The organism is Bdellovibrio bacteriovorus (genome assembly GCF_002208115.1).
GTDB lineage: Bacteria > Bdellovibrionota > Bdellovibrionia > Bdellovibrionales > Bdellovibrionaceae > Bdellovibrio > Bdellovibrio bacteriovorus_C.
Window position 1 is genome coordinate 579,953 of record NZ_CP020946.1, and the last position, 26,559, is coordinate 606,511.

General features: G+C 50.7%; 28 protein-coding genes. 15 read left to right on the top strand and 13 right to left on the bottom strand.

Going from position 1 to position 26,559, the window contains the following annotated elements; all coding sequences use genetic code 11:
* The first annotated feature begins 188 nt into the window (after window positions 1–188).
* Together B9G79_RS02910 and B9G79_RS02915 are read left to right on the top strand one after the other, a co-directional pair.
* Entirely contained in the window at window positions 189–2,360 is a 2,172-nt protein-coding gene (locus tag B9G79_RS02910; RefSeq protein ID WP_088564224.1) for a hypothetical protein, read from the top strand.
* Window positions 2,361–2,415: 55 nt separating this feature from the next.
* Window positions 2,416–3,684 (top strand): amidohydrolase, encoded by a 1,269-nt coding sequence (locus B9G79_RS02915; RefSeq protein WP_088564225.1) that lies wholly within the window; start codon window positions 2,416–2,418, stop codon window positions 3,682–3,684.
* Here B9G79_RS02915 and B9G79_RS02920 read toward each other — a convergent pair.
* The 6 genes from B9G79_RS02920 to B9G79_RS02945 form a co-directional block, all read right to left on the bottom strand.
* Entirely contained in the window at window positions 3,677–4,531 is an 855-nt protein-coding gene (locus B9G79_RS02920; protein ID WP_232469055.1) for a hypothetical protein, read from the bottom strand. The genes B9G79_RS02915 and B9G79_RS02920 overlap by 8 nt on opposite strands.
* 30 nt (window positions 4,532–4,561) lie before the next feature.
* Window positions 4,562–5,044, bottom strand: a complete 483-nt coding sequence (locus B9G79_RS02925; RefSeq protein ID WP_088564226.1) for a hypothetical protein — start codon at window positions 5,042–5,044, stop codon at window positions 4,562–4,564.
* A 96-nt stretch (window positions 5,045–5,140) separates the two neighbouring features.
* On the bottom strand, window positions 5,141–5,875 hold the full coding sequence (locus tag B9G79_RS02930) for a hypothetical protein (protein WP_088564227.1): 735 nt from the start codon (window positions 5,873–5,875) through the stop codon (window positions 5,141–5,143).
* A gap of 13 nt (window positions 5,876–5,888) precedes the next feature.
* A complete protein-coding gene (locus tag B9G79_RS02935) occupies window positions 5,889–6,218 on the bottom strand; it encodes a hypothetical protein (protein WP_088564228.1) in 330 nt (109 codons plus the stop codon).
* A 2-nt stretch (window positions 6,219–6,220) separates the two neighbouring features.
* Window positions 6,221–6,490, bottom strand: coding sequence for a Flp family type IVb pilin (locus tag B9G79_RS02940; RefSeq protein WP_011165646.1), 270 nt, complete (start codon window positions 6,488–6,490; stop codon window positions 6,221–6,223).
* Window positions 6,491–6,588: 98 nt separating this feature from the next.
* Window positions 6,589–6,876, bottom strand: a complete 288-nt coding sequence (locus B9G79_RS02945) for a hypothetical protein (RefSeq protein ID WP_088564229.1) — start codon at window positions 6,874–6,876, stop codon at window positions 6,589–6,591.
* 187 nt (window positions 6,877–7,063) lie between these two features.
* Here B9G79_RS02945 and folD point away from each other — a divergent pair, with 187 nt between their 5' ends.
* The 4 genes from folD to B9G79_RS02965 are packed head-to-tail and all read left to right on the top strand — an operon-like array spanning window position 7,064 to window position 11,396.
* Window positions 7,064–7,930: a bifunctional methylenetetrahydrofolate dehydrogenase/methenyltetrahydrofolate cyclohydrolase FolD gene (folD, locus tag B9G79_RS02950; RefSeq protein ID WP_088564230.1), complete on the top strand. Its 867-nt coding sequence runs from the start codon at window positions 7,064–7,066 to the stop codon at window positions 7,928–7,930.
* Window positions 7,931–7,943: 13 nt separating this feature from the next.
* Complete coding sequence (locus tag B9G79_RS02955) at window positions 7,944–8,984, top strand: aromatic ring-hydroxylating oxygenase subunit alpha (RefSeq protein ID WP_088564231.1); 1,041 nt, start codon at window positions 7,944–7,946, stop codon at window positions 8,982–8,984.
* 1 nt (window position 8,985) lies between these two features.
* Window positions 8,986–10,089: an esterase-like activity of phytase family protein gene (locus B9G79_RS02960; protein WP_088564232.1), complete on the top strand. Its 1,104-nt coding sequence runs from the start codon at window positions 8,986–8,988 to the stop codon at window positions 10,087–10,089.
* Window positions 10,090–10,091: 2 nt separating this feature from the next.
* Complete coding sequence (locus B9G79_RS02965; protein ID WP_015092305.1) at window positions 10,092–11,396, top strand: class I SAM-dependent rRNA methyltransferase; 1,305 nt, start codon at window positions 10,092–10,094, stop codon at window positions 11,394–11,396.
* A gap of 36 nt (window positions 11,397–11,432) precedes the next feature.
* Here B9G79_RS02965 and B9G79_RS02970 read toward each other — a convergent pair whose 3' ends face one another.
* The 4 genes from B9G79_RS02970 to B9G79_RS02985 all read right to left on the bottom strand — a co-directional run bounded on the left by B9G79_RS02970 (window position 11,433) and on the right by B9G79_RS02985 (window position 14,753).
* Window positions 11,433–11,720, bottom strand: coding sequence for a DUF3817 domain-containing protein (locus B9G79_RS02970; protein WP_011165639.1), 288 nt, complete (start codon window positions 11,718–11,720; stop codon window positions 11,433–11,435).
* A gap of 87 nt (window positions 11,721–11,807) precedes the next feature.
* Window positions 11,808–12,461 (bottom strand): alpha/beta hydrolase, encoded by a 654-nt coding sequence (locus B9G79_RS02975; RefSeq protein ID WP_088564233.1) that lies wholly within the window; start codon window positions 12,459–12,461, stop codon window positions 11,808–11,810.
* A gap of 3 nt (window positions 12,462–12,464) precedes the next feature.
* On the bottom strand, window positions 12,465–13,280 hold the full coding sequence (gene ygiD, locus B9G79_RS02980) for a 4,5-DOPA dioxygenase extradiol (RefSeq protein WP_232469058.1): 816 nt from the start codon (window positions 13,278–13,280) through the stop codon (window positions 12,465–12,467).
* A gap of 183 nt (window positions 13,281–13,463) precedes the next feature.
* Window positions 13,464–14,753 (bottom strand): Hsp70 family protein, encoded by a 1,290-nt coding sequence (locus B9G79_RS02985; RefSeq protein WP_088564234.1) that lies wholly within the window; start codon window positions 14,751–14,753, stop codon window positions 13,464–13,466.
* Window positions 14,754–14,896: 143 nt separating this feature from the next.
* On the opposite strand from B9G79_RS02985, the gene B9G79_RS02990 reads away from it, so the two are divergent.
* Entirely contained in the window at window positions 14,897–16,003 is a 1,107-nt protein-coding gene (locus tag B9G79_RS02990) for a 3D domain-containing protein (protein WP_232469060.1), read from the top strand.
* Between the two features lie 33 nt (window positions 16,004–16,036).
* Here B9G79_RS02990 and B9G79_RS02995 read toward each other — a convergent pair whose 3' ends face one another.
* Entirely contained in the window at window positions 16,037–17,050 is a 1,014-nt protein-coding gene (locus B9G79_RS02995; RefSeq protein ID WP_232469062.1) for a hypothetical protein, read from the bottom strand.
* Window positions 17,051–17,163: 113 nt separating this feature from the next.
* Here B9G79_RS02995 and B9G79_RS03000 point away from each other — a divergent pair, with 113 nt between their 5' ends.
* From B9G79_RS03000 to B9G79_RS03025, 6 genes are all read left to right on the top strand, one after another.
* Entirely contained in the window at window positions 17,164–17,718 is a 555-nt protein-coding gene (locus B9G79_RS03000; RefSeq protein WP_088564237.1) for an SLBB domain-containing protein, read from the top strand.
* Window positions 17,718–18,998: an O-antigen ligase family protein gene (locus tag B9G79_RS03005; protein WP_088564238.1), complete on the top strand. Its 1,281-nt coding sequence runs from the start codon at window positions 17,718–17,720 to the stop codon at window positions 18,996–18,998. The genes B9G79_RS03000 and B9G79_RS03005 overlap by 1 nt, the downstream gene beginning before the upstream one ends.
* Window positions 18,998–20,266, top strand: coding sequence for an MFS transporter (locus tag B9G79_RS03010; RefSeq protein ID WP_088564239.1), 1,269 nt, complete (start codon window positions 18,998–19,000; stop codon window positions 20,264–20,266). Before B9G79_RS03005 ends, B9G79_RS03010 begins: the two co-directional genes overlap by 1 nt.
* Before the next feature lie 103 nt (window positions 20,267–20,369).
* Window positions 20,370–21,791 (top strand): hypothetical protein, encoded by a 1,422-nt coding sequence (locus B9G79_RS03015; RefSeq protein ID WP_088564240.1) that lies wholly within the window; start codon window positions 20,370–20,372, stop codon window positions 21,789–21,791.
* A 6-nt stretch (window positions 21,792–21,797) separates the two neighbouring features.
* Window positions 21,798–22,943: a polysaccharide deacetylase family protein gene (locus tag B9G79_RS03020; protein WP_088564241.1), complete on the top strand. Its 1,146-nt coding sequence runs from the start codon at window positions 21,798–21,800 to the stop codon at window positions 22,941–22,943.
* Window positions 22,944–22,948: 5 nt separating this feature from the next.
* The gene (locus tag B9G79_RS03025) at window positions 22,949–23,326 is read left to right on the top strand and encodes a YkgJ family cysteine cluster protein (RefSeq protein WP_088564242.1); all 378 of its coding nucleotides are present in this window, start codon (window positions 22,949–22,951) and stop codon (window positions 23,324–23,326) included.
* Between the two features lie 21 nt (window positions 23,327–23,347).
* Here the strand turns inward: B9G79_RS03025 and B9G79_RS03030 are convergent, their stop codons facing one another.
* On the bottom strand, window positions 23,348–24,076 hold the full coding sequence (locus B9G79_RS03030) for a transposase (protein ID WP_088564243.1): 729 nt from the start codon (window positions 24,074–24,076) through the stop codon (window positions 23,348–23,350).
* A 168-nt stretch (window positions 24,077–24,244) separates the two neighbouring features.
* Between B9G79_RS03030 and B9G79_RS03035 the strand changes: the two genes are divergently transcribed.
* The gene (locus B9G79_RS03035; RefSeq protein ID WP_088564244.1) at window positions 24,245–25,291 is read left to right on the top strand and encodes a hypothetical protein; all 1,047 of its coding nucleotides are present in this window, start codon (window positions 24,245–24,247) and stop codon (window positions 25,289–25,291) included.
* A gap of 45 nt (window positions 25,292–25,336) precedes the next feature.
* Window positions 25,337–26,080 (top strand): hypothetical protein, encoded by a 744-nt coding sequence (locus tag B9G79_RS03040; RefSeq protein WP_088564245.1) that lies wholly within the window; start codon window positions 25,337–25,339, stop codon window positions 26,078–26,080.
* Between the two features lie 11 nt (window positions 26,081–26,091).
* On the opposite strand, the gene rfaE2 is transcribed toward B9G79_RS03040, so the two are convergent.
* On the bottom strand, window positions 26,092–26,559 hold the full coding sequence (gene rfaE2, locus B9G79_RS03045) for a D-glycero-beta-D-manno-heptose 1-phosphate adenylyltransferase (RefSeq protein ID WP_088564246.1): 468 nt from the start codon (window positions 26,557–26,559) through the stop codon (window positions 26,092–26,094).

The following is a 26,559-nucleotide window of genomic DNA, read 5'->3' on the forward strand; positions in this document are numbered from 1 at the left end:
GCAAAGGATTTCAAGCTGGTCCAACGTACCGTCCGGGTCGAGTCCTGCCAAATGTGAGAAATATGCTGGTCGACAGTCCAGATTCATAATCTTTCAACATTTAGACCGGGAATGCATCAAGTTGAAGCGCTATTCTGACGAAGAGTGGAACGATAGAAGTTTTTTTATTCCTTTTCAGGAGATCGTGTATGAAGTTTTGGATGCGCATTGCAGCTCTTTTCACCTTGGTGATGAGCTTTGCAGCTGGTGCCCAAGCCCAAATGTGGGGCACAGGTATGTACGGTGGGATGCAAGCCTGCCCGTATGATTACTCTGCTGGTGCCGGTTCTTCCAGCTATCTAGATGAAATCAAAGAAGCTCAGGCTGAAATCAGCGAAGCACAAAAGCAGCTTCGTGCAAAACAATCTGAATTGAAGAAGATCGACAGATCCCTGACTCGTTCCCGTAAAGATGTCGAAGACGTGGTTTCTGAAGACTATACAGAACTGATGTTTGAGCACATCGAGAACAACGTCAGCTGCAAAGAGTACAAAGGCATGGGCGCGAGTGATGAGTTCATCGCTCAAGGTCAGGAAGGTGATGCTTCCGTTCAAGCTGGCGGCACCCGTGAAGTTCACGGTTTCAGCATCCAGGAATGGGCGCGCGTTTGTGATCCGAATAAAAACGGTTCTGTTTCCGGCACGGTTTGCTCCACTCCAAAATTCCGTCAAAGTGAAAAAGGTCGTGCAACGACTGAAGATTGTAAAAAAGGTCTTTCTGACTACAAGAAGGGTTATTCTCAAAGAAACAAGGTCACTCGTGAAATTGATGCTTTGAAAAACCTGATCGAAAACAGAAAAGAAGACATCAAGATCGCGAAGGAAGATTACGCTGATGAACAGCGTGAACGTCGTCGTGAGATTTCTGAAGGTGGCGTGTGCGTTGACTGTATCGCCTCCGGCTCCGGTTACCAGTATCAGAAACCAGAAACAAACTGGGGTTCTGTGATCGGGAACTTCGCATTGGGTGGTCTTTCCATCCTTGCTGGTTACAAAACAAATCAAATGATTGCTGATGCGAACTCCAACATCGGTTGGCCGACAGACCCTTGGGCTTCCATGGGCTACGGTTACGGTTTGGGCGCAATCGGTACCGGTATCGGCCAGATGGTCGGTGGCGGCAGTGGTATCTATGGCTCTATTGGTGGTGGTATCGGTGCGGGTGCATTTGGTTGTGCCGGCAATAACGGTGGCGCTTACGGTATGATGGGTCCTTACGGTGGCATGAACGGTAATGGTATGTGGGGTAACCCATATGCGATGGCCGGCCTTGGTATGGGCGGCATGAGTGGCGGTATCTATATGCCAGGGATGGGTCCTTGGGGTATGGCCGGTCCATGGGGCATGGGTGGTCCATATGGCGGCATGGGTGCCATGATCGGCGGTATGGCCGGTGGCATGATGGGCGCTTACCCAGGTGCGATGATGGGTGGTATGGCTGGAATGGGTGGCATGATGGGTGCTTATCCAGGCGCAATGATGGGCGGCATGGCCGGCATGATGGGCGCGTATCCAGGTGGCATGATGGGCATGGGCGCATTGGCTAGTGGAATTATCGGAGCTTACCCAGGTGCTATGATGGGTGGCGGTATGATGGGTGCTTACCCAGGCGCGATGATGGGCGGCATGGCCGGCATGATGGGCGCATATCCGGGTGCAATGGTTGGCGGTATCGGCGGTGGTATTATGGGTGCATACCCTGGTGCTATGATGGGCGGTATGGCTGGCATGATGGGAGCTTATCCAGGTGGTATGATGGGTATGGGCGCGATGGCTGGCGGCATGGCTGGCATGATGGGCGCATATCCGGGTGCGATGGTCGGCGGTTTGGCTGGCGGCATGATGGGTGCTTACCCTGGCGCTTTGATGGGCGGCATGGGTGGTATGGCCGGAATGATGGGCGCATATCCTGGTGGCATGATGGGCATGGGCGCAATGGCCGGCGGTATGGCTGGTATGGGCGGCATGGCCGGTGGCATGGCGGGAAGCCTTGGCATGCTTCAGATGCAGCAGCAGATGATGCAGATGCAAATGCAACAGTATCAACAGTACATCCAACAGCAGCAGTCTTACATGCAACAGCAGGTTCAAAGACAGCAGGTTGTGGCAAGCTTGCAGCAGGAACTTTATGGATTGTTGTATAGAATCCAGCAGGTTCAATACGGTGTAGGCGGCGTGGGTGGCTCTATCGGTATTGGTATCGGTGGCGGCACAGGTATCGGTCCAACGCCAATTGGTGGTGGTATCGGCGGTCCTCAGCCAATCCCGGTTCCGGGTACAGGCGGGACGACAGGTCCGGCTCCAATCCCTTCTGCCCGCTAAATAACAAATTAAACAGTTAAATAAACTAAGGCCTTCTGCTAAAACAGAGGGCCTTATGCTTTTTAAAATCCCGCGTCTTTACGACAGTCACGTTCACTTTATCGCCACGGGCGAATTCGCTTCGGGGCTTCGTCTGGAATCGATCACATCCCTGCAGGATCTGCAGAATCTGGATCGCACCAAGCCGGGATATTATCGTCAGCACTGGCTGGTGGGGTTTGGCTGGGATGAGCGCCAATGGCCCGCGCACGAACAGCCACACAAGGATCTTCTGGATAAAGTTTTTCCCGATATTCCCGTTTACTTTGCCCGCATGGATGGACACAGCAGTTGGTTGAATTCCGCCGCCCTTAAAGAAATGGGCTTGGAGTCCGCCACTGGCATTCTGATGGAAAAAGATCATCTGCGTGCCTGGGATCAGTTGCCGTCGTTCTCTAAGTCCCAGCAACGATCCAATATCCTGCAAGCCTGCCGCACGTTCAATGCCGCAGGCTTCACCCATGTTCGTGACTTGAGCTGCACCGAATCCCTGTGGAATATGCTATGTGAGGTCGCCGATGCCGGAGATCTGACTTTGGCGATCGAGGAAAATTTCACCTCGCACGACATGAATGACTTTGATTCGATGTTGACTGCGGCCCTGGCGGCAAAAAAGCAGGATCGTCCTTTGCTTCGTTCCAAAGGCATCAAGGTTTTCTACGATGGTTCGCTGGGGTCTGAGACGGCTCTGCTCAGTCGACCTTACAACGGCGAGCGTTCTGGCAATCAGGGACGCATTCTTTGGGATATCGCTGATATTGAAACGATGATGAAACGCACCTGGGCTGCGGGGCTTGAGTTTTCAGTTCACACCATTGGTGATGAAGCTGCCCATCACATTGTGCAGGCCGCACGCAAGATTTCCGCGCAAGGGGCCGTAGGGCGTTTGAATTTGGAGCACGCGCAGATCCTGCGCCCGGAAACCATTCAGATGATGAAGCCCTTGCATGTGCGCTGTCATATGCAGCCATGTCATTGGCTGAGCGACCGGGTGTGGTTGATGGAAAAGCTGCGAGAACTTTACCCGTATGTCTTCCCTTGGGAGGCCCTGCGCCTGGCGCAGATTCCGATTTCTTTTGGTTGTGACAGCCCGGTGGAGCCATCGTCTTTCTGGCGCAACTATCTGGCTTTGGAAGAAAGCCCTCAGGCTCGCATTCGCAAATTCAATGGCGACATCACTGTGGTGCATGCGCATCCGGATAAAACTTTTGCACCGGACTGTCATTCCGTGATCGAAGACGGCGTGGTGAAAGAAGTCGTCTTTAACGGCAAGAGGATTATTTAAACGACGGCTTGTCGATAATGATCTTTTTGTCCTTCAGGGCATAGATACCGCCACCCACCAGGATCGCGGCTGTCGGGATCAGCCATTTCTTATTTCTTTGCACCCAGCTTTTTTCAGTTTCTTCATCGGCTTGATTTGTTGCCTGCACACAACTGGGGGTGAAAAACACCCGGGCCTGCAGGGACAGGCTGATGTCGTCGATCTGGGATTGAAATCCGCCACAGCCGCCCTCCACCAGTGCTTGCGCGTGATTTGCCTGCTGCAAAAGCTGCGCGAAGGTTCCATAGAAACTCACGGCGGTGTGAGAGTCAGAAATCAATGTGAAGTGATATGCGGCCTCGGGCACCAGTCGTAAGTGCCTATTTTCTTCCAGAGGGATGATCTGACTTTCCACGGCCAGCGCCTTCATCCACGGATTTAATTTTTTTAGATTTTCCAATGATACCGATTCGACCCGGCAAGCCGTGGGGCTGGATTCATCCTGCAGCAGGCTGAACTTGCAGTGCAAAGTCTTCACAGAACTTTCGATTTGCGGCGAGGTCTTCCCACTTTGCCATTTCAAAGTCAGATCCCGCAGAAATTGCAGACTGAGTGCTGAAAGGGCGGATTGTTGATTCAGTCGATTCAAAGTTTCAAGTCCCTGAGGGATTTCCGTGATGGACAGGTCCGCCAGAGAAAACATTTGTTGTTCTTGTTCCGGGGCTTGTTGCAGTTTTTCAATTTGCACGTCGCCATAAGAACGGGTCGTTGGGTTTTCCTGCAAAAACTTTTTAAACTCGGCCGGAGACGCCGACGGGGCTTGAATCAGCACTTGCGCTTTGGTGCTGGTTGCCAGAAGTAAAATCAAAATCCATCAACGGGGTTTTCATTTTTTCTCCTAGTTTTGATATTCGATACGCACAGCTTTGCGGGGGGCGGAAGCGGGGGTGACGCTGTTACCGCGCGCCTCAGGATTTTGAACGACGGCAATAAAGGGACCATTAAAGCTGAGCAGTCGTGGACTTTCGGTGTCTTTCACCAGCACGGCATATTGTTGGGGATTTAGCGGAGCGCGCAGAAGTTTCAACTTGCTTCCCACTTTCAATCCGCCTTTTTGGGTGTCATTGCTGGCCAGATAAAGATCCACGACGCCACCCATGTCACCAACGAGGGATGCGAGCGATTCTGCATTGGCGATTTCGATTGGCACCAGTACATGGCCTGCCGGGATATAAGTGTCAACCGATGCCGGGGCCGCCACGGTTTCCAGTGGATCTTGTTCAGACTTGGAGGGGCTGCTGATAAAGGCGATCAGGCCGATGACCAGAAAGCCCGCCAGAGGCCAGTTACTTTTTAGATTTGAAACGGTCTTTTGAAACATAAGACTTCTCTTTTGTGAATTGGTGACGTTGTTGCGCGGATTTAAGTTTTGAAAGATGTGAAAAGGCCGCGAAGAAAATCAGCAGCACCAGGGCCATCACCAGACAGACTTCAATGAGTATCTGCCCTTTGTTATTTGGGTTTTCCATCGCAAGGATCCTTTGGTCAAAGTAACGGCGCAGGCTTTTTCAAAGCCGAAATCCGCCTTCAGGAAATTGGAAAGGGGCGGGCGCAGCGCGATCCGGTACTGCCAGCGTTGCGCCAAAGCCTGACGAACTTCAAAGTCAGGCTCAGGGCTGTATGTCGGCGCCGTGTCCGGGAAATCCGGACGGACCGCCAGGCGGGGAATGGGCTCATTTTCAATCTGAGTTTTAATCGTCAGGAAATTCAGACGTGTCTGGTTTTCCCGGTGGGCGCGGTAAAGCTGGGTGCGGGTGGAGCTGTGGCTGCGTTGAAGCTGCAGGTTGCTTTGCTGGATGAGTTGTTTTTGTTGGGCATCCAGGGCCAGGCGCCAGGTTTGAACTTGCAGCACGCGGGCCTCCGCCAGAGTGATTAAGTAGGGATTCTGTGCTGAGTATGCCATTTTCCGTTGAGTTAGGGCTTTACCCCATTGAACTTTTAACTTGATGGCTTCGGAATTCAGCGACAGCAGCTTTTCTAGATGGGGACGAACCTTTTCTTGTCCTTGAAGGCCCTCACTGCGACAAGTGTGTTTCATCGCCAGATCCAGTTGCAGAAAGCCCATCATTGCAGCGACCAGAAACAGTCCGGACACCAGTATCGGCAGTAAAGCCAGAATAAGAATAGCGGCAAAGCCCTGCTGGTTGCGCATGCGGGGGCCTTTCTTACAGCCGCAGTTCTTTTGAAATTTGGATTTCCGGTTGCAACGCAATTTCGATGCGTCCGGTGCTGCCCGAGAGCGATTTGTTCAGACGGACATTCAGGCGGGTGTTCTTAAACATCAGCTTTTGCAGATTCTTTTCCAGATGGTTTTTACAGGTGGAAACTTGAACGGATTCCGCACAGATCAGGGCTTCATGCAGTTGATGATCGGCATAATAGAAAACCAGCGTGCGATAGAATAGAAATGCCAGTGCCGTGCCGGTGGCTAACAGGAGCGGCAGCACAAAAGCCGCTTCCAAAAGTGCCTGTCCTTTTTGATTTAGAATTTTCATAACTATTTGCTGTCTGATTTGGAGTTAACGGAACCCTCGAAGAAATCGCTGAAGTCGCGTTTCTTGTACATGGTGTCCGTGACTTTATGGGCTTCTTTCTTGCGGCTGTCCGTTCCGCCCAGGGCTTGCGCCACATTGGCGAACTGCACGTCGATGTTGGCGCCGACAACTTTGATAACCGAAATGCTGCCGACAGCAACGATAGCGACAATGATCAGGTACTCAACAAGTCCCTGGCCTTTTTTGTTTTTGATGATGGTTTGAGCTTTCATGGATCCTCCAGTGGTCAGGAGGTGAAAGCAAAGATCGGACAGCGGTGGGATGCGATTAAAGCAAAAAAAAAGTCCGGAGGTCCGGACTTTTTGGAAAACTACTTCTTTTTAGCTTTTGTAGTTTCAGCTTTTTTTGCAGCGGCCTTTTCTTCCTTGGCAGCAGCAGCAGCTTCTTTTTTAGCGCCGGCTTTTTTAGCCTTACGCTGGATAATAATGCGATCCAAAATGTCGTAAGCTTCTTTTTGCAGGTCGTTTTCGAAGATAAAGCGATAGAAACCTTCGATTTCCGGGCTTTGACGGAACTTCTTCAGGGACGTAGGAAGGCTGTCAGATTGAACGAAGTCAATAGAACTACCATCTTTTGAGAGCTTAACTTTTTCAGCCATTCGAAAATCCCCTAATCTTTTAAAGGGTTTGTACCTTGATAGGGGTTTAGGAATCAAGCAAAAACAGGGTTCACAGGGGTGAAAAGGTCCCGCAAGAAGGCCTTGGCGGAATGGGACGAAGTTGGAATAAGTATTGAATTTTGTTCAGAAATGACGCAAATTTAAGGCTCAAAAAACAGGGGAGGTCATGGTGCTGATTCTTGACGGAAAAGAAGTCGCGAAAGAGGTGCGTGCGTCCCTTGTTCCCCGAGTGGCGAAGTTTAAAGAAACTTACGGCCGGGCTCCTCATCTGTCGGTCGTCATTGTCGGCGACGATAAGGCGAGCCACGTTTACGTTAAAAACAAAAAAATCGCCTGCGAAAAAATCGGGATGACCTCCACGATTCACACTCTGCCGGCCGAAACCACGCAAAGCGAGTTGAATCAGATTCTAAGCAAACTGAACAACGACAATGGCGTGGACGGCATTCTGGTTCAGTTCCCGTTGCCAAAACATCTCAGCGCGGACGAGGTTCTGAAGCTTGTTTCCGCCGAAAAAGATGCTGATGGTCTGACTTACGAATCTTTGGGGTACTTCTTTGCTGGAAAGCCCCTGGTCAGCCCGTGCACTCCGGCGGGAGTGATTGAGATTCTGAAGCATTATCGAATCCCGGTGGAGGGGAAAAGGGCCGTGGTCGTTGGTCGCAGCAATATTGTGGGGAAACCCATGGCTCTGCTCTTGACTGAAGCCAACGCCACAGTCACATTGTGCCACTCCAAAACTTCCAATATGTCAGAGCTCACAAAGCAGGCGGATTTGGTTGTCGTCGCGGCTGGCAAGGCCCGACTCTTGGGTAAAGAAGATTTTAAAAAAGATGCGATCGTGATTGATGTGGGTATGCATGGCTCAGGTCAGGGCGGAAAACTCTGTGGAGATGTTCGCTTTGAAGAGCTTGATGGCTGGGCGAAGGCAGCAACTCCGGTTCCCGGTGGTGTGGGTCCGATGACCATTGCCATGCTTTTGAAGAACACCTGCCAGTTGGCGGAACAACGCGCCCGCGACCCTCAATTCTAGTTCAGAGGATTTTATGTACAGCGGATTTTTGAAAAATGTTTGGTATGTGGGACTTCCAAGTGCAGAGCTGGCGGTGAATAAAGCCACGGCTCGCAAGATCTTGAATGAGCCCATCGTGTTCTATCGTGACTCCAAAGGCAAAGTGTCCGCGATGCGGGATATCTGCCCTCACCGTGGTATTCCGCTGAGCTATGGCCGCGTGGTGAATGATCAGATCGAATGCCCTTATCACGGCTGGAAGTTTGACGGCACCGGCATGTGTACTGAGATTCCTTCACTGTGCCCGGATCAGGAACTGAATCCGAATAAAATCAAAGTGCGCTCTTACCCTGTTCACGAAGCTCAAGGCCTGATCTGGGTCTTTGTAGGTGACAAGGACTATGATGTTTCCAAAGCGCCAGCGATCCCGGTGATGAAAGCGTTCCCGGCGGATGTAAAACCGAATCTGACTTACGTGGTGAACTTCCCGTGTCACGTCGATCACGCGGTGATCGGTCTGATGGACCCGGCGCACGGTCCTTACGTGCACAAAAGCTGGTTCTGGCGTTCTGAAAAAACCATGCTGGAAAAGAAAAAGAAATTTGCTCCGGTGAACTATGGCTTCCAGATGGTTCGTCACCAGCCTTCAAAAAATTCCAAGGCTTATAAGATCCTTGGCGGCACTCCGACGACCGAGATCACCTTCACGCTTCCTTGCGTGCGTGTCGAGCATATCGAAGTCGGTCCTCGTAATTTCTATTCTTACACGGCGCTGACTCCGGTGGATGAAAACAACACACGTGTGACTCAATTGGCGTATTGGGACATCCCTTGGTTGACGCTTTTGAAACCGGCGATTCATCAATTCTCTAAAAAGTTCCTGGGTCAGGACATGGATGCGGTGACCAAACAGCAAGACGGTCTTCGTTATGATCCAAGTCTGATGCTGATCAAGGACGCCGACACTCAAGCCAAGTGGTACTATGCTTTGAAAACCGAGTACCATGACCACCTTGAGGGTAAACGTGAATTCAATCACCCTGTGAAAGAAACTGAGCTTCGCTGGAGAAGTTAAGATGCTTCGAGGAACCGGAATTTGCCTGGTTTTGCTGTTCTCGCTCAAAGTGCAGGCTTTGAGTTTGGAGTATTTCGGTGAAACCGCGATCAAGACCGGAACCGAGTTCAAAAAGACCACCATCGGTGGTCTTTCCGGCATGGCCTTCAGTGGCGACACTCTGTGGGCGCTTTCTGATGATCGTGGAAAGTTCGGGGAGCCCCGCTTTTACGGTTTTGACCTGAAGATTTCGGGGAAGTCTGTTTCTTTAAACCCCAAATCCGTCAGCTTTATTTCAGGCCTTCCCAAAACCGGGGAGCGGGCCGCGATTTTGGATCCTGAAGGGCTGGCGCTGTTGCCGTCCGGGGATTTCTTGGTTTGCTCTGAAGGCAGCAACGATTCCAAACCACGCGAAATGCCCCGGATCTTCCGTATTAGCCCGCAAGGGACGTGGAAGTCCGACCTGTCCGTTCCGGCCAAGTTTTTACCCGAATCCATCGGCCAGCAAAAGCAGGGCGTGCAGAACAACCTTTCGTTTGAGGGACTCTCAAGTTCCGTGGACGGGAAGGTGCTGTTTGCGAGTGTAGAAACTTCCCTTTTCCAGGATTATGTCGCCGGAGAAGAGGAAAAAGGCGACTGGCTGCGAATTCTCAAGTACGAAGACAAGCCTGAAAAAGGCTATCAGCCCTTGGCCGAGTATGCTTATCGCCTGGATCCGTTGAAAGACGGGCACGGGGGAAAAGAAGTCTTCCGCGGGGCTTCGGAAATTCTGGCCGTCAGTGAAACCAAACTGATTGTGCTGGAACGCGGAGTGCGCCTGCTGCCGAAAAAGATCTGGGCCAATACGATCACTTTGTATCTGGTGGATCTTTCCAAAGGCACGGATGTTTCGGGTGTAAGTAAGTTGGAAGGTGCGAAGTTCACGGGTGTTAAAAAAATAAAGCTGGTGGATTTCGAATCTGATCTTGGTAAAAAACGTGGCGACAAACGTGTGCAGAACTTTGAAGCTTTGGCCTGGGGGCCGAAACTTCCGGATGGCCGGCGCAGTTTGCTGATAATGAGTGATAATAATTTTTCAAAAAAAGAAATCACCGAGTTGGTTGTTTTCGCAGTTGAGGGTGAATAGTTATGATGACAGTGTGGCGTCTTCGTCAGGGAGCCGATAAAAGAATTCGCAGTGGACACCCGTGGGTGTTTTCCAACGAGCTGCTGGTAAGCCCTAAGGGTCATCCCGCGGGTGCGGCGGTAGAGCTTCAGGATTCCAAAGGGCAGTTCTTGGCCCGCGGTTACGGCAATCCTCATTCCCTGATTTCTTTCCGTGCGTTGAGCTTCAACAGTCAGGACAAGGATCCAACCAGTTTTGACTTCCTTCATGAAAAGATCTTCAACTCTTGGCGCGTAAGAAAGGCTGCGGGCTTCCGTGGCAGCTTCCGCCTGGCGTTTGGCGAATCTGATTTCATCCCAGGTTTGGTTCTGGATTACTATGTGATCGTACAAAACGGCAAACGTGCTCAGCTCTTTGCTGCCCAGTTGGTGACGGCGGGAATGAATGAAGCCCTGAAGGATGCGGAAGGCTTCTTCAAAGGTTTGGCTGAAAAAGCTCATGCGCAAGGTCTTTCCGAGTTTGGCTGGGATCAAACGGCGGTGGTGATTCGTAATGACGTGGGTGTGCGCAAGCTTGAAGGCTTGCAGGTTGAAGAGCCGCGCCTGATCAAGGATCTGCCGGACATGAACCTTCGTGATGTTGAAATCGTGCTAAACGCCGCAGGTGATGACGGCACGATCACCATGAGCTGTGATCTGGTTGAAGGCCAAAAAACGGGCTTTTTCCTGGATCAGACTCACAACATCTTCCTGGCAGTGGGGTTATTTAAGAACTGGGCAAAAACCCAACAGCCGCGCAAGATCCGTGTGCTTGATCTGTGCTGCTATGTCGGTCACTGGTCCACGCAGATTACTCGCGCTTTGAAGTCTTTGGGCTTTGAAGTGGAAGTGTCTTTGGCGGATATCTCCAAGACCGCGTTGGCCTTCGCGAAAAAGAATGCCGAGCGTGAAGGGGCGGAAGTCGTCGTTCACGAAATGGACGTGTCTGAAGGTTTGGCGGCTTTACCAAGCACTCACTACGACATCGTGATTGCGGACCCACCGGCGTTTATCAAATCCAAAAAAGACATCCCTATCGGGAAGCACGCTTACCTTAAGATGAACACGCACGCATTCCGTCTGGTGAAAAAGAACGGCTTTGTGGCTTCATGCTCTTGTTCTGGTTTGCTGGAAGAAGAAGAATTCCGCGATGCGATTCGTAAGGCGTCACTGAGAAACTACGCCGAGCTTCGCAGCGTTCTGCGCGGGGGCCATGCGGCAGACCATCCAACCTTGATGCAGTTCCCGGAAGGGTTTTACCTAAAAATGTACGTTCACTATGTGCATTAATAAAAAAGGCCCGTTTCCGGGCCTTTTTTGTTTTTCCTAAACAGTCTCTTTCTTATCGAGATATTTACGTTCAAACCAGAAAGTGCCGGCGGGAAGCACGGCCGCTGCGAAGGAAAGAATTCTTTGTTTCATGGACCAGTTCAGTTCGCTGGCAATGAAGTTTGCCATCAGGATGTAACCGATGAACAGGAAACCGTGGATAGGCCCCATGGATTTAACCAAAGCGGGATTGCCTGCCATGTACTTCATAGGCATAGCGATCAAAAGAAGAATCAGGAAGGAAGCCCCTTCGAGCCAACCCAAAATACGGAATGCTTGAATCATAAGTTCACCTCTTAGTCGTTCAGATACCCAATGTTAGCGCATTGTGCAGCTAAAATATAACTGAGAGGCCGCAGCAAATCATTGCGGTCAGGCTGAAATGCGTTTTATTAGCCACTGGTGCAGGTCCTGAAGCATCTGCGGCGTGATGTGATGGTCCGCTTCATAATTTTCAAATTGAAAGTCAAATGAGGCGGCCTTCAATACAGCCTCGGTGTTCAGGCCGTGAGTATAGGGAAGTTTGCTGTCCTGACGTCCGTGCATCAGCAGCACTTTCGGTGAACGGGGATAGGTGCGCTCTTTGGCTTGCGCGGAAATCTCCTGCAGCGTGCGCCCGGAAATGGCGACAAGGCCCTTGAACAGCTCAGGCTCTGTCAAAGCCAAAGAAAGTCCCATGATCGTGCCCTGGCTGAACCCCAGAACGAAAATATTTTCAGCGTCGATATCCGGATTTTCTTTTGGCAAGGCACGAATGAAATCAATCAGGATCTTTCGCGATTGTTCGGCCTCTTGCTGGTTGTGCAAGGGACCTTGGGCAGTGAAGTTCACATGAAACCACGCAAAGCTTCCGGCTGCCAAAACCAAAGGAGCGCGCAAGCTGTAAACCGCAAAGCGGGGATCAAGTCCCTCAGTCAGCGAAAGCAATGACTGCTCGTTGGAGCCGACCCCGTGAAGTAACAACAGCACTGGGGATTTGCCAGAGGATTTAACTTTTGCCGGGCGATAGATATACTGCAGGCTCATAAGTTAAACCTTTCTGCCAAAGCTCAGGGCGCGCATCGAGATGCTTCCCATGTCAAAGCCTTCAAGCTCAAACTTCAGGTTGTCTTTTTCATCGGCGGCACCCAGCACATACAGCAAAGGCAGATAGTGATCCGGCGTCGGCACACTCAGTTGTCCTGCTAAAGTTTTCGCATAGTCATCCCCGACCGCTTTGAAATCGCGATCGATCAGACGTGCCTTCACCCATTCATCAAATTCTTCGGCCCAGTCAAAACCCTTGCGCGGCTGATTCCAGTCCATGCGACGAAGATTGTGAACAATGTTGCCGCTCCCCAGAATCAACACACCCTGTTCACGCAGCTGGCCCAGGGTTTTACCCAGCTCCAGATGGAAACTTGCGGGTTCGGACATGTCGATGGACAGTTGCACCACCGGCACGTCGGCCTCGGGATACATCTTTGCCAGCACGGACCATGTTCCATGATCCAGGCCCCAGGATTTATCATCGGCTTGAATTTTTGGATTCTTGGAAAGGCGGCGAAGCTCTGCTGCCAGTTCCGGATTTCCCGGAGCCGGGTACTGCATGTCGTGCAGGGCTTGAGGGAAGCCATAGAAGTCGTGAATCGTGCGCGGTCTTTCCATTTGGGTGACCCAAGTGCCGGCGCTCAGCCAGTGAGCGGACACACAAAGAATCGCTTTGGGTTTTCCGATCTCTTGGCCCAGCTCCAGCCAGCGCTGACCGTATTGATTGTCTTCGATGGCGTTCATAGGGCTGCCGTGACCGATAAACAGAGCGGGCATTTTTGCAGAGTCATTTTTGCGGGAGGGGTCGAAAATCATAAGCAGCTCCTTGGCCGAGGTCAGCTGACTAAGCCCGGCGACAGCAGCAAGGCTGCCGGCACCGAAAAGCAAAGATCTGCGACTGAAAGGCCGGGAAGGAAGTTTCATGCTTTAATTATCGGTGGTTTTTGACTGTTTCGCCAGAATACATAATTGCAAATCAGTGTTGCAACAGTAGAACAATCAAACGACTTGCGTCCCTTGCGCCACAAAGCCCGCCGCTTCTGTCAGACCGGAAAGCACCGAGTGGAAGTGAGACTGGGTTTGCAGGCGCTCTAAACCGAAACGTTTTTCAAATTCCTTCTGAATGAACGGCACTTTGGCAGTTCCACCGGTCAGGCACACCAGATCCACTTGATCGGCCGTGACGTTTCCGTCCTTCAGGCACTGATCTAGTGACGCGAAGATGTTTTCGCGGGTGTCCTTGGCCCATTCGATAAACTGGGGACTTGTGAAGTGTTCGCTGATTTCCAGACCCGGATAATCAAAATTGAAATCCGTTTCGTTGCTGTTGGAAAGGGCGCGTTTGGTTTTTTCAATGTTTTCAAAGAACGGGAAGATCTGCTGGTCTTCAATCAAGACGAACAATCTTTCCACGGCTTCAGCATCCTTGGCGGTCAAAGAGCACTTCTTAACTTCACGGATGAACTCGTAGGTGTCTTTTTCTTTCAAGTGCACGATGTGCGCGGGATGATTCAGGCGCAGGGTCACACCTTTGGGCATGGTCATCACGTTGCTTCCCATCGGCAGACGATAGCGGGATTTTGCGCCAAAATATTCATTCAGCTTGTGACTCATAAACACGCTGTCCAGGGCATCGCCTGCCAGCGGGCAGCCGTCGATGGCCAGAACGTCTTCTTTCGAAAACCCAGAAGGGCGCAGCTTGATCAGAGTGAAATCCGAGGTTCCTCCGCCAAAGTCCCCGATCAGAACGATCTTTTCTGAAGTCAGCTGGCGGCGATAGTCAAAGGCGGCCGCCAAAGGTTCTGGAACAAACTGCACTTCTTTAAAACCGGCAAAGGCCGCGGCCTTTTGCATTCTATGCAGGGCAAAGCCGTCCGCCACAGAGTCCATGGAATATCTAGCCGGTCTTCCGATCACGGCTTTGGTGACCTCAGTGTCTAAAGTTTTTTCAGCGCGTTTTTTCAACTCCAGCAGAAAGACCCCGATCAGGGTTTCCAAAGTCAGAATACGGTTGTCCAGAACCGTTCCCAGATAGTTCTGATTGGGCAGGTGGGATTTGAAAGACCGGAACAGACGACCTTCCATATCCTGCTGAATATACTGCTCAATCGCTTCAGAGCCGTAATAGCAAAGATCCGGGTTCGGGAAATAGAGCAGAGTCCGCATCATGGTCGGATCCGAGGCTTTTTCATCCAAAGGCAGGGCCTCATAACGCTTGCCTTGATGGTAAGCGCCTACCAGGGAATTACTTGTGCCGAAGTCGATGGATAAGAATGTGTCTGTGCTCATTACAGCAGGATAACATGGCACCGGTTTTTATCGGTACCTATTTTCGTCACCTCGATTTTCATCTTTTCAAGGGGAACACAAAAATCCCGGGTTTCATGGGGACCTTGGTATTCTGCGCCCGTCTCAAGGTCAGGAGTTTGAATATGAGTAAGAAACATATTGCAATACCTAGTCTCTTAGCTGCTTTACTGGCGTTGTCGGCCTGTGGGCAGATGAAGGCTGGAGTTCACACATTCCACGCCACTCAAGGTACTAATCAGTTGCCGTCTGAAGTGAATAAGGACAGCTATGGCTATTATGGCTATGAAGAAGCCATGGGCACTGATGAAGAGGAAGTGATCGAAGTCATCGCTCCCAAAAAATCTCAGACCCCAAAAAATGCGAATGCCACCAAAACTGAAACGGTGAAGGCAGAAGCGCCGCCTGTACAACCAAAGACGGAAGCTCCGAAAGTGGAGGCTCCGAAGGTTGTAACTCCGAAGCCGGAGACCAAACCAGAAACCAAGCCGGAACCAAAACCAGTAGCCAAGCCTGTGGTGCCGGAAAAAATTGCTGAAGAAGCACCGGAAAACAGTGAAGAAGAACCAGAAGTTCCATCCATTCCGAAAAGTGAAATGGTGGGTCCTGGTGTGTTGAAGCCGACTGTTTATTACTTTGTGATTATTGATGAAGACAAATCAACCCTGTGTCCGGCGAACACCAAAAGGCCGCTTTATGGTGAGGGCGGTAAGACATTGTTGAAAGTCTGCCCGAAAACTGCGGAAGCCTGCTCACTGCAGGGCACTTGCGGAGTTGTGCAAAAAGGTGTGACTCACACGTTTAATATTATCGGTAACTTCCAGGGGCAGGATCGTTTCTTTGAAATCCCTCATGACGGCTGCCGTTTTGGTTACGGTGTGCGCAGCTCCTGCCTTGATCCGTTCTATACATTGGCGGCGGATCTGACGATTTATAAGCCGGGTGAGGTTATTTACATTCCTGCAGTGGTGGGTTTGGAATTGCCTGATGGTTCCAAGCACAGTGGTTATTTTGTGATCCGTGACCGTGGTCATGGCATCAAGGGCCTGGGTCGCTTTGACTTCTTCACTGGACACTATAGCTGGAACAACTCCAAAAACCCGTTCAAGAAACTGGGGCTGGGAGACGTTAAAACCAACATTCCGTATTTCCGAATTAAAGGTGAGGCGGCGAAGCAGGTGCAGGAATACAGATCGTATCCGGATCTTCCTCGCCACGCGGTCACTAAGTAGTCCCGCGTGATCGAGGTCTGAGAAAAGAAAGAACTAAGTTGAGACCTGTTGTTGCTGCTGCTGAGGAACCGGAGATCCCTGAACCTGAGCAGCGGCAACCTGAGCCATCTGCGCCACTGCCATCTGCGCGTGTTGCGCCTGCTGATGGTAGTAGTTCAGCTTCTGTACATACTCTTTAAGCGCGCCGTTTTCCTGTTTCAGCACACCCAACTGAGTCAACGCCTGCTGCAGGTGACTGTAGTAGTCCTGAGCTTCCAGGGATTTTTTATCCAAAGCCAGCTTCATTTCCACAATCTTGGTTTCGGCGACGGACATCAGGTTCTTCAATACATCATTTTGCTGAGCCGCTGAAGACTCCACTTCGCTGAAGGAGGCCGAGATTTTTTCGATCTCTTCATTCAGGGAAGTGATGGTCTCATCACGCAGGGTGATGGTGTTTTGCAGTTCTTCCACCGTGTTCTGAAGGTTCTGGCGTTCGCCCTTCAGGGTGTGGATTTCGTTTTCGAAGTGTTCACGCTGCTCTTCCCACAAGGACTCTTCTTTGGCGAAAGCGCTTTTGGCTTTCATCAGTTCCATCGCAGTTTCGTCTTTCAGCGCTTGATTCAAATCCAGGTCTCTTTGCAGTTGCTTGTTCTTTTCAAACAATGCCTGGCTGTACTTCTTTTCTTCGCTTTGCATTTGCAAGGCGCGCGCCTTCAGGCCTTGGATCTCAAGCTGCAGTTGCAGACTCAGTTCCAAAGATTTCGCCAGATCGCCGCTCAGTTTGGTGTTGTTCGAGCGCTCGGCAATCAGTTGATTGGCAAGGCCCTGCAGTTGTGCGTCCAACGTTTCAGCACCGTAAGACACGTTCTCCAGGGACTTGATCTTCTCGCGAAGTTCTTCCTGGCTGCCTACCAGCTCTGAATGGAATTTTTTCATCTGAACTTGCATCTGCTCATACTTTGGTGGGGCTGGCACTGGACCCTCTTCAGGTTGTGTGCTTAGCTCATTGAGTTTGCCGCAGATCTCATCAAAAAGTTTTTCGTGATCAGGAACAGAGTTCGTCATAGACTTCATTGTGAAGCACAGACGGAAGTCAAGTCATCGAAATTTATTGACAAGAGTCGAGGCTCTCGATTTAGGTCCAGTGTTGAATACGCACGAGTGTAGAAGGAGAGAGAATGAATATCCAAAAGTCCCTGCGCCTGTTTGTGGCTTTCGTGTTTGGGTTGGCTTGCACCCCGGCTGTTCATGCCCAGGAACTGGGTTTGTTAAGCGACATCAAGCCTCCAGCGCAAGCCTCTGAATATATCTTCCGTTCTTCCCCGAAAGAATCCCTGATCAGTGTTCAATTGTTGGGAGCGGTTTACAAACCCGGCATTTATTACGTTCCTGCAAACACTGAACTTTTGAAGCTTCTGACTTTGGCGGGTGGAACCACCAACGGGGGGGATCTTTCTGAGGTTCTGGTTCGTAAAACCGAACCGCGCACCTGGGCTGACCTGAACATGAAGGCGATCAGCGAATACCAAGGGGCCTATGAAGTCGATGCTGAAAAGCTGATCAAATACGGCGGCGGTAAGAACCTGAAGCTGGGACAGGATGATTTTGTCTATGTTCCTCCGCGCACTCCGTGGATTAGCAACGAAGCCTCCCGTGGTATCACTATCGTGTCCATCGTTTTGGGTATCGTGCTGACGGCGGTTCTGATCGATAAAAACACTGGGGATAAATAATGATCCGGGCCCGCGATGGTCGAATTCTATTTTTGATCAAAGCCCTGGTGGCCCTGTTATTCCTTTCCAAGATTTCTTTGGGAAGCTTTCTGCTTCCCGTTCCTTACAGTTTCTCTTTTCTGATTTTCCAGCAGGGCATGCATCCTTTTGTGAACGTGTTTTTGTGTTTCCTGTTGGGTTTGCCCCTGGGTCTGCTGTGGCTGAAGGTGCGCGACCGTCATCATCTTAGCGGTTTCTATAAACTCTTCGTCTTTGCCCTGATTCTGACCATGACTGTTCAGACCCTGTTACAGATCAGCTTTGTGAACACCGAGGAATCTCCGGTCATGCAAGTCGGGGCCCTGGCGGTATCGCTGTTCATGGTGCTCATTTACGGAATGATCATTCCCAGCCTGTGGGACGTGAAAGACTTTATGTACTTCGTTCAGCGCTGGTCAGGGGTGCTGGTGTTGATTTCTTTGGTGTTGTGGGTGGTGGCCGGTGGAGCCGTCTTTAAAGGGGGGCGTTTTGTCGGCGTCTTTAAACACATTCCGCACATGGTGACCTGCGCGACGGTGGCCTTTGTTTTTTCATTGGGAACTTTGCTTGAAGACCAGAAAATGAAACATAAGGTTTTCAGTGCGCTGGTTTTGGCTGGAAGTTTCTTTGCTATCATTCTGACGGGCACGCGTTCTTCGGCGGCGGCGGCCGTGATGGCCTTTATTGTTACGATGGTTTTACACAAAACCGAAACCAATCAAGGGCGCATTTTCAAATTTGCTTCGTTGTCAGTTCTGCTGACATTTGCTCTGTTCTTTGGTTCGCAGGTCTATGATTTTGCCCGTGGAGTGGCCACTGGTCAAAATGCCTTGGGCACCCGGGAGGCTCAGGACGGAATCGCCTCTCGCTGGGAAGAGGTGGAGCGTGGCAGTCAGATCTTCCTGCAGCAGCCATGGCTGGGACACGGGCTTCTTTCGAAATTTGCCTCTGGGAACGAAGTCGATGTTTCCAATTACAACGCCATGAAAGATCCGCACAATATCTTTGTCTCGGCCGGGGTGATCGGTGGCTGGCCCCTGATTGTGCTTGCTGGCATTTCGTTGATCCTGATGGTTGTGGGTTCTTTCAAAGCCCTTGTGAGCTTTGACATCTCCAAACGACAGGTCGCAATCTATTTACTGTCCCATATTCCTATTCTGGTCATTTATCACATACACTTGTCCCTAGGGGGCATGGCAGATCGTCTTTACTGGATGGTCTTTGGCTTTATTGCCGCGTCGGTCTCTCGAACAGGAAAATAATGAAAGGCTTCGGCTACGGCTTTGCAGAGTTGGGAATCAACTGTGTTGAGATTTTCCTGCGTCTGCATTTGCTGGTCTTTTACACTCAGGAAGTGGGCTTGAATTCGTCCTTGGCCGGATTGGCACTGGGACTGGCCATCTTTTGGGATGCGGTGATTGATCCGGTGATTGGCTACTATTCGGACCGGGTGCGTTTCAAGCGGGGAGAGCGGTATTCTTTCCTGCCATGGGGCTTGGTGTTTTTGTGTGTCAGCATCATGGGGTTGTTGAATCCTCCGCCTATGGAATCCATGAATGCAAAGTTTTTTTACCTGCTGGGGTTTTCGCTGTTAGTGAATACAGCCTACACCTGTTTAAGTGTGCCGTATTCTGCCTTGGTTGGGGATTTGGCCGAAGATTCGCGCGAGCGCTCAAAACTGATTGGCTGGCGTCTGGCTTTCGGCAATATCGGTGCGATCTTCGGGATTGCGGTCCCCGGATATTTTCTGATCGCGCGGGAATCAAAGCCTTATGCGCAGACGGCGTGGATGATTGTGCTGTTGTTGTGTGTGGGCACTTTGGTTTCTTGGTACACGGCCCTTCGCTATAATCGTCCCGCGCGCCAGGGACAAGGGCAGGTTAAATTTTCGCTGTTTCAGCCGCTGAAAAACCGCAGCTTCATGCCGCTGCTGGCGGCGTACTTTGTTGCCAATATCGGACTGACTTTCAACTCGTCGGTGGCCTTGTATTTTTATCGGGAGGCCCTGGAATTTTCAGAAAAAGAAATCACCGCCGTATTGCTGCTGTTTCTGCTGTCGTTCACGGTCGCCATTCCCGGGTGGTTGTTTTTGGTCAGGTATGTGCCCAAGCGCCGGGCCCTGATGTGGGGGGTGTTTATTCTGGGAATGGTCAGCTCTTTCATTTATCCGATGCTGCCGCCCGAACAGGTGGGCTGGGCGCTGTTATGGGCTTCGGGGGTGGGGGGAGTGCTAGTGGGCTCGGCCGTGCTTTTAGAGTCGCTCCTGACGGATATAGTGAAGGCTGAAGAGGAGCGCACGGGCCGGGACGAGTTAGGGCTCTATTTCGGAGTGTGGAAAATGATCGGGAAGATCTCTCGGGGATTGGCCCTGGCTGTTACTGGACAGATCCTGACTTGGGCCCTTACCGAGCAGTCCGAACTAACCCATTTCCGACTGGGGCTTGCCTTTGGCCCTCTGGTTGGGAGCCTATTCATTCTGGCGGTCCTTCTGCTGTGGAAGTTGTCAAATGGGCGCCCTGCCGTGAAGTAATTTCAAACTCTTAATCCTCATTGCTTATATAACACAGGCCAAAGCCATTTTTCGGTGGCACAACCAATGCTTACAGGTTCGTGACACTAGAAGGTGGGGAAATATGAGTGATCAACATATTGAACCGGAATTAACAGTTGGCGAAATTATCAAACTATATCTGTCGCACTGGCGGATGTTTGCCCTGTTTACCGCAGTTCTCTTTGCAATCAGCGCTTTAGTATATGCCGTGAAGGTTCCGTTTGTGGCCAACTCCACGATCGTGATCCACGATTCCCAGAACTCCTCTTTGCAGGCGTTTTCTAACCAGTTTTACGGCATGTCCAAGTCTGTTCAGGAATCCAAAAAGGGCAGCAGTGTCCTTTCCAAGCACATTGAATACCTGAAAACCCGTGAATTCTATGAGGATCTGCTGAACCGTATCCAGGCCCGTGGCAACAGCAAAGAAATCACTCTGGAAGAGCGCAAAGGCTTTGAGATCTTCAAAGAAAAGTATCTGAACGGTCTGGAAGGCAATCCGGAAAGCAAAGTTCAGTTGCTGCAGATTTTGAATGCCTGGACAAAAATCAATCTGGATTCTGATTTCGAGATCCGCGTTTCTGCGGTGACTCCGATCAAGTCCATGTCCTTGTTCCTGTCCAACACCGTGTCTGAACTGGCGGCGGAAAAGCTGAAAACCCGTGAGCTGAGCGAAATCAACCGCGTGGAAGACTTCATGGTGAAGCAAAAAGCGGACGCTGATGAAAAGCTGGTGGCGTTGGGTAAACAACTGGCGGAAATGCAGAATAAAGACGAAAACCTGCTGCCTTTGGCTTCCAAAGACAAAATGGGTGAATACGTTTCTGACCTTTTGGTTCGTTCCAACGAGATCAAACTGAAAATGGCCGAAAATAAAAAGATGATCGATTATCTGCAGGCCGGTCGTGGCAAACAGAGAGAAAGCGCACTGTACGGTGTCGGCGGTCGTGTCGAGGCTTTGAAAATCGAAAACAACATCCTGTCCAGCAAGCTGGGTCAGGTGCAGGCCTCTATCGCGCGTTTGAAAAAAGAAGTGAAAGACCTTCCGTTTGCCGCTCAGATGGTGGAAGACCTGAAAAAGAAATCCGAACTTGAGTTCAATCGTTACAAGGAACTCAGTACTGCGTTGACCAAGTTGGATGCGATGAAGATTTCCATCGACACACGTTTTGAGGTTCTGGAAAGAGCCCGTTGGGAAACAACCCTGCCGCAGATCGGTCTGTTGAGCCTGGGGCTGTTGTCATTGTTGCTCAGTCAGTTTATTGGTTCATTGGTGATCTATTTCAGATACCTGTGGAACCCGCATGTGGTGACGGCGCAAGCCTCCCGCAACTTGGTCATCTTCGACAATCACTCCGTGGATCCACGTGTGATTATTGAAAATTCCAAGATCAAATTCAGTTTAAAGAAACCGGAAGCCAAGAAGGAAGACGAAACCGAGGACGAACAGCAGAAGATTGCTTGGAACGTTCTTAATGTAGGTCAGGGTACTGACGTTTCTCAGTAGGTGAATATGAAGAATCTTGTTTTCGGGGGAATGTTAATCATGTCTGCGGCTTCCTTGGTGGGATGTGGAAGCCAGATCGGTAGCAGTGTTCGTCAGGCGGTGTCTGACAACCAATCAGCGCAAACGCTGGTTGAGTGGGAGAACTCTGAAGCCAACCCGGAAGCATTGTTTGCCAACTGGCGCCATGAGTTCATGGTTGATTCCGGCAAGCGTGAATCCATGAAGACCGAATTGTGCAAAGAGCTGAAAGCTCTTCCGGCGCAGGATCTGACTTTGTTTGAAAATGAAATCCGCGATGAAAACAACCGCGCTTTGGTGAGCGATTGTAAACAAGAGCTTCTGGCTCAGGTGGATGCGCACTTTGATGAACAGCGCGAGACTATGGATGTGCCAGGTCACGCGTTGAAAGCCGTTCAGACCAAGAATTCTTTCCGTTTCCCGGAAAACGTTCAAAAGCGTGATATGTCCAATGGCTATATGGCGGTGACGGGCGATGTGGCTCGTAAAGAGATCGTTTTGACCTTCGACGACGGTCCTCATGGCCTTTACACAGATGCTATTTTGCGTGCGTTGAAAGAAGTCAATGCCAAGGCGATGTTCTTTGCTACTGGAAAATCTGTGCGAACCAATCCAGAAGCTTTAAAACGTGTGGCGGCAGACGGTCATGTTATCGGCAGTCACTCCGTCACTCACGCGTGCTTGGGGACCAGTGTTGCCTGCTATAAACAGATGGGTAATCGCAACCTGACCTTTGATGAGGCGGCGGCGGAAATCCGCGGTGGTCATCAGGCGGTCTTTGACGTGCTTGGCTGGGTGGACCCGGTGTTCCGTTTCCCTTATGGTGAGACTTCCAAGGATTTGAAAGCTTTCTTGAGATCCAAATCTGCGGGCGAGTTTGCCTGGAATATTGAAAGTGACGACTGGAGAACTCAAACCAACGAACAGTTGTTGGCTCGTGTTCTTGCGAACGTGGATAAAGCGGGTCGCGGAATTGTTCTTTTCCATGACATTCAAAGAAGAACCGCTGAAATCATGCCTCAGTTTTTGCGCGAGGTTTACAACCGCGGTTACAGTGTTGTATTACTGACTTCCGCAGATCCGTCTGCGAAGTACAACAGCAAACTGGTGAAGCGTAAACAACAGCTTCCATAAGGTTCATGAAAAAGCCCGATATTGACCGTCCCTCGACGTGGAAACCCTATAAATCTGGAATGTGCAATGGCTGCCATGGCGGCTGTTGCACGATGCCGGTTGAAATCAAAATCTCCGACCTGATCCGCCTGGGTGTCGCCACCGAAGACGAGGCCCAGGGCTCCATCAAAAAATTAGCCAAGCGCCTGATGAAAGAGGGCATTATCGTGTCTTATCGCTCTGGCACCGAGTTCTTCATGCTGTCTCAAAAAGCGAACCGGGACTGTCTGTTCCTAGACACCAAAACCCGCCTGTGCACGGTCTATGAAAAGCGCCCGGACACTTGCCGCGAGTTCCCCTCCATTGGCCCCCGCCCAGGCTTCTGCCCCGGCTCCTCCCAATAGGTTCCCGGTTCTTTTTTGGGTCTACAGCGCGTCAGTTTCCAAGAGAGAAGTCCTTTTATTTACTTTTGATAGTTTGAATTCATTTTTCTTCAGTGCTTTCCTAACTTCCTCCCAGTGGTCTTTCTGTGGAGAAGCATTCAGCCATGCCAGAGTTTCACTTCTTGTATCGAAACTACCCCAATTCTCATCCTCAGTGATAGGTACGTCCAGCCATCGGTGACCCAAAAGCCCTCTTAGGGAACTGTATTCATATTCTTCTACGGTTTCGGATAGTCCTGCCTCTACGGGATTGCGATACAGATATTTGTAAGCATGAAGATAGTAGAGTGGTGAAGAAATCATGCTTCGATGAAATCTTCCGCCATAAGTTTGATTGATCCTGTCGCTGGAGCGAGTGATCTCGCGGCTGGTTTCTCGCATAAAGAACCCCATGGCTTCGCTTAAGTTTTCTTCGGGAGCTCTGGCAATCATATGAAAGTGGTTGGACATCAATACAAAGGCGTGGATTCGAATATCGAAGCCCATGTGAAGGAAGTGAAGGTGTCTGGTCATGATGTCCCAAGCGTAGGGCATCTCCAACCCAAACCAGTCGCGGTTAATGCATCTGGCAGTGATGTGATAGGGGTGTTGGGAACTCTGAATGAATTGGGGCCTTGGCATAGACGGCAATATCTGCAACCTGAAGGCTTGAATGGGAGTTGTCTCATTTTGAGATGCGAGATGCGGCGGTCCGAGGGGCAGATAAATCATGATGCGCTGTAGACCCAAAAAAGAACCGGGAACCTTTTTGTCAAGAAACCTGACAGGGGGTTGCGCAAGTACGGCTCTGTCTCAGAGTGATTGGCGCTAAATGCTCTATATTCGCCAATAGGTGGCACAGGCACTGCTCTTACATACAGATAGGAACAGGAGGCCCCAATGAGCTTCACAGATAAAAAACTCGAAATCGCAATCGTCGGCTTTGCCATCGTGATGGTGGGCGGGATGAGCTATCTGTTGAAATCCCCTGTTCAAAACGTGATGAAAGAGCTTGAGGTCGTTTACGAAATGCCTCGCCCTAAATCCATTTTGGCGGCGTTGTTTGATCTGGGTGACCGCGAGATCTCCCGAGATTACAAGAACCCGTTTGAAAAGAAAAAGGCTGACGCCAAGAAAGCGGACGCTCAGGCGGCCACTCAGAAGCCTGCGGCTGCAAAAACGGCTGCTAAAAAGAAAGAAAACTCCAAAGCTCCAACTGAAATCAAAAAGCCATCTGTTGAGGTTAACGTGGTGGGTGCGGATGAAACCCGCGCCAACCTGGGTGAAGACATCACTGTAGGGGATGGCAACGGCAACAATCAGATTGCTGAAGACACATCCGGCAATAACAAACAGGCCGAGCCGAACAAGTCCACCTTGTCCGGTGATCAGTGGCGTGCTCTTTTGCAGGCTCAGCCTACAAAAGAAAATGTGGCCAAGCTGATTGCGGCTTACGAAGCCAAAGAAGTGGACGATCAGACTTTCTATACAATCGTGACGGATCTTCTTCGTGGCAATAAATCTGAAACTCAGCTTCTGGGTCTGATGGCCTTGAAGGGTGCTTACAGTGCGAAAAGTTTCGCGGTGGCAGCTCAGTATCATGATTCCCTGGCTCCAGAAGTTCAGACTCAGGTGCAAAGTTATATGATGACTTATGCGGCTTCCGGTCGCTTGCCTTATCTGATGTCTGCTTTGCAAACGAACAGTCCTGAAGTGGTGACTGCAGCAACTCAAGTGGTGATGCAGGGTTATGCGGCAGCTAAAACCGGCACGAACTTGTCGGATCCACGCGGTTCCCGCGGTGACGTGGTGGCAAACTCTGTGGAAAGCTACAGCAAATTTGTTCCCATCTTCCAGCAACTGGCACAGAGCCAGGACAGCGAAATTGCAGGCTTGGCTTCTGCAGCTTTGAGTCAAATTCAAACTGCGGCGGTTGCGTCTCTTTAAAACTGGACAGCCCCCGTCTTTTTCGATGAGAATAAGCCCATATTTATGGGCTTTTCTAATTTCTGGCGCAGCTTCATTTTAATGACCGCATTGATGGGAACTTCTTATTCCCATGCCGCCACTGATTTGCCCCGCAATCTGACTCAGGGTGATCAGATCCGCACTTTGCAGATTCTGGGATTTGGATCGGCCTCCAAAATTCTTGATAATCCGTACCCACTGGGTGGTTATACCGGGATTGAGGTGGGGCTTTCCACCGAGTTCATTCCCGCTGAAGATCTTTCCGCCTTGGGCAGTAAGACTCAGGACAAGGGTGAATTCAATTACTACACCCTGACCATCGGCAAAGGCCTTTACTACAACATCGATGCACACGTGTATTTCACGCCGACCGTGCAGGAAGAAAAGATGCAGAACTTCGGCGCACAACTGCGCTGGGGTTTTTATGAAGCCAGTTTCTTTCCTCTGACATTAACGGCAATGGTTTACGGCGGGGGGGCGAACTTTTCAAATCTGATCAATGTGTCCAGCATGGGTTATGATTTGATTGCGACTGTCACCATGAATCGTCTGGCGATCTATGTGGGTGGTGGGCGTCTGCGTGCTATTGGCACTTTCATCGGCGGTCCGGACGGGATCACCGCGGATCAAAACACTGTGACTCAGGATATCGTCGAAGACCACGCGGTCTTTGGCATCAACGTCGACATCGCGAAAATGTTCATCGCCATGCAAATCGACCGCTACGCCGATTCTGTATATTCAGGAAAAATCGGCTTCCGTTTCTAGATCGCTGAAAATTACTTTTGCGCTTTTTCGATCAGTTTGGTTGTGGACTTGCCATCAACAAACTGCAGGGACATGACTTGACCGCCGTAAGACATCACAAACGGTGCGCCCACGATGGAATCAATTTTCCAATCTCCGCCTTTGACCAGAATGTCAGGGCGTACTTTGTGAATCAGATTTTCCGGAGTGTCTTCAGTGAAGATGACAGTGAAGTCCACGGCACTCAGCGCCGCCAGAATCTCGGCGCGGTCGGCTTCGATCTGCACCGGACGGGTAGGGCCTTTCAGGCGTTTCACGCTGGCATCCGAGTTTACGCCCACCACCAGCAAATCACCCAGTTTTTGAGCTTCTTGCAGATAGCGCACGTGACCCACATGAAGAAGGTCAAAGCAGCCATTGGTGAATACGATTTTTTTGCCAGCAGCACGAAGAGGGGCCAGAGTCGTTTCAATGTTATCGAGATTACGGACCTGACCCAT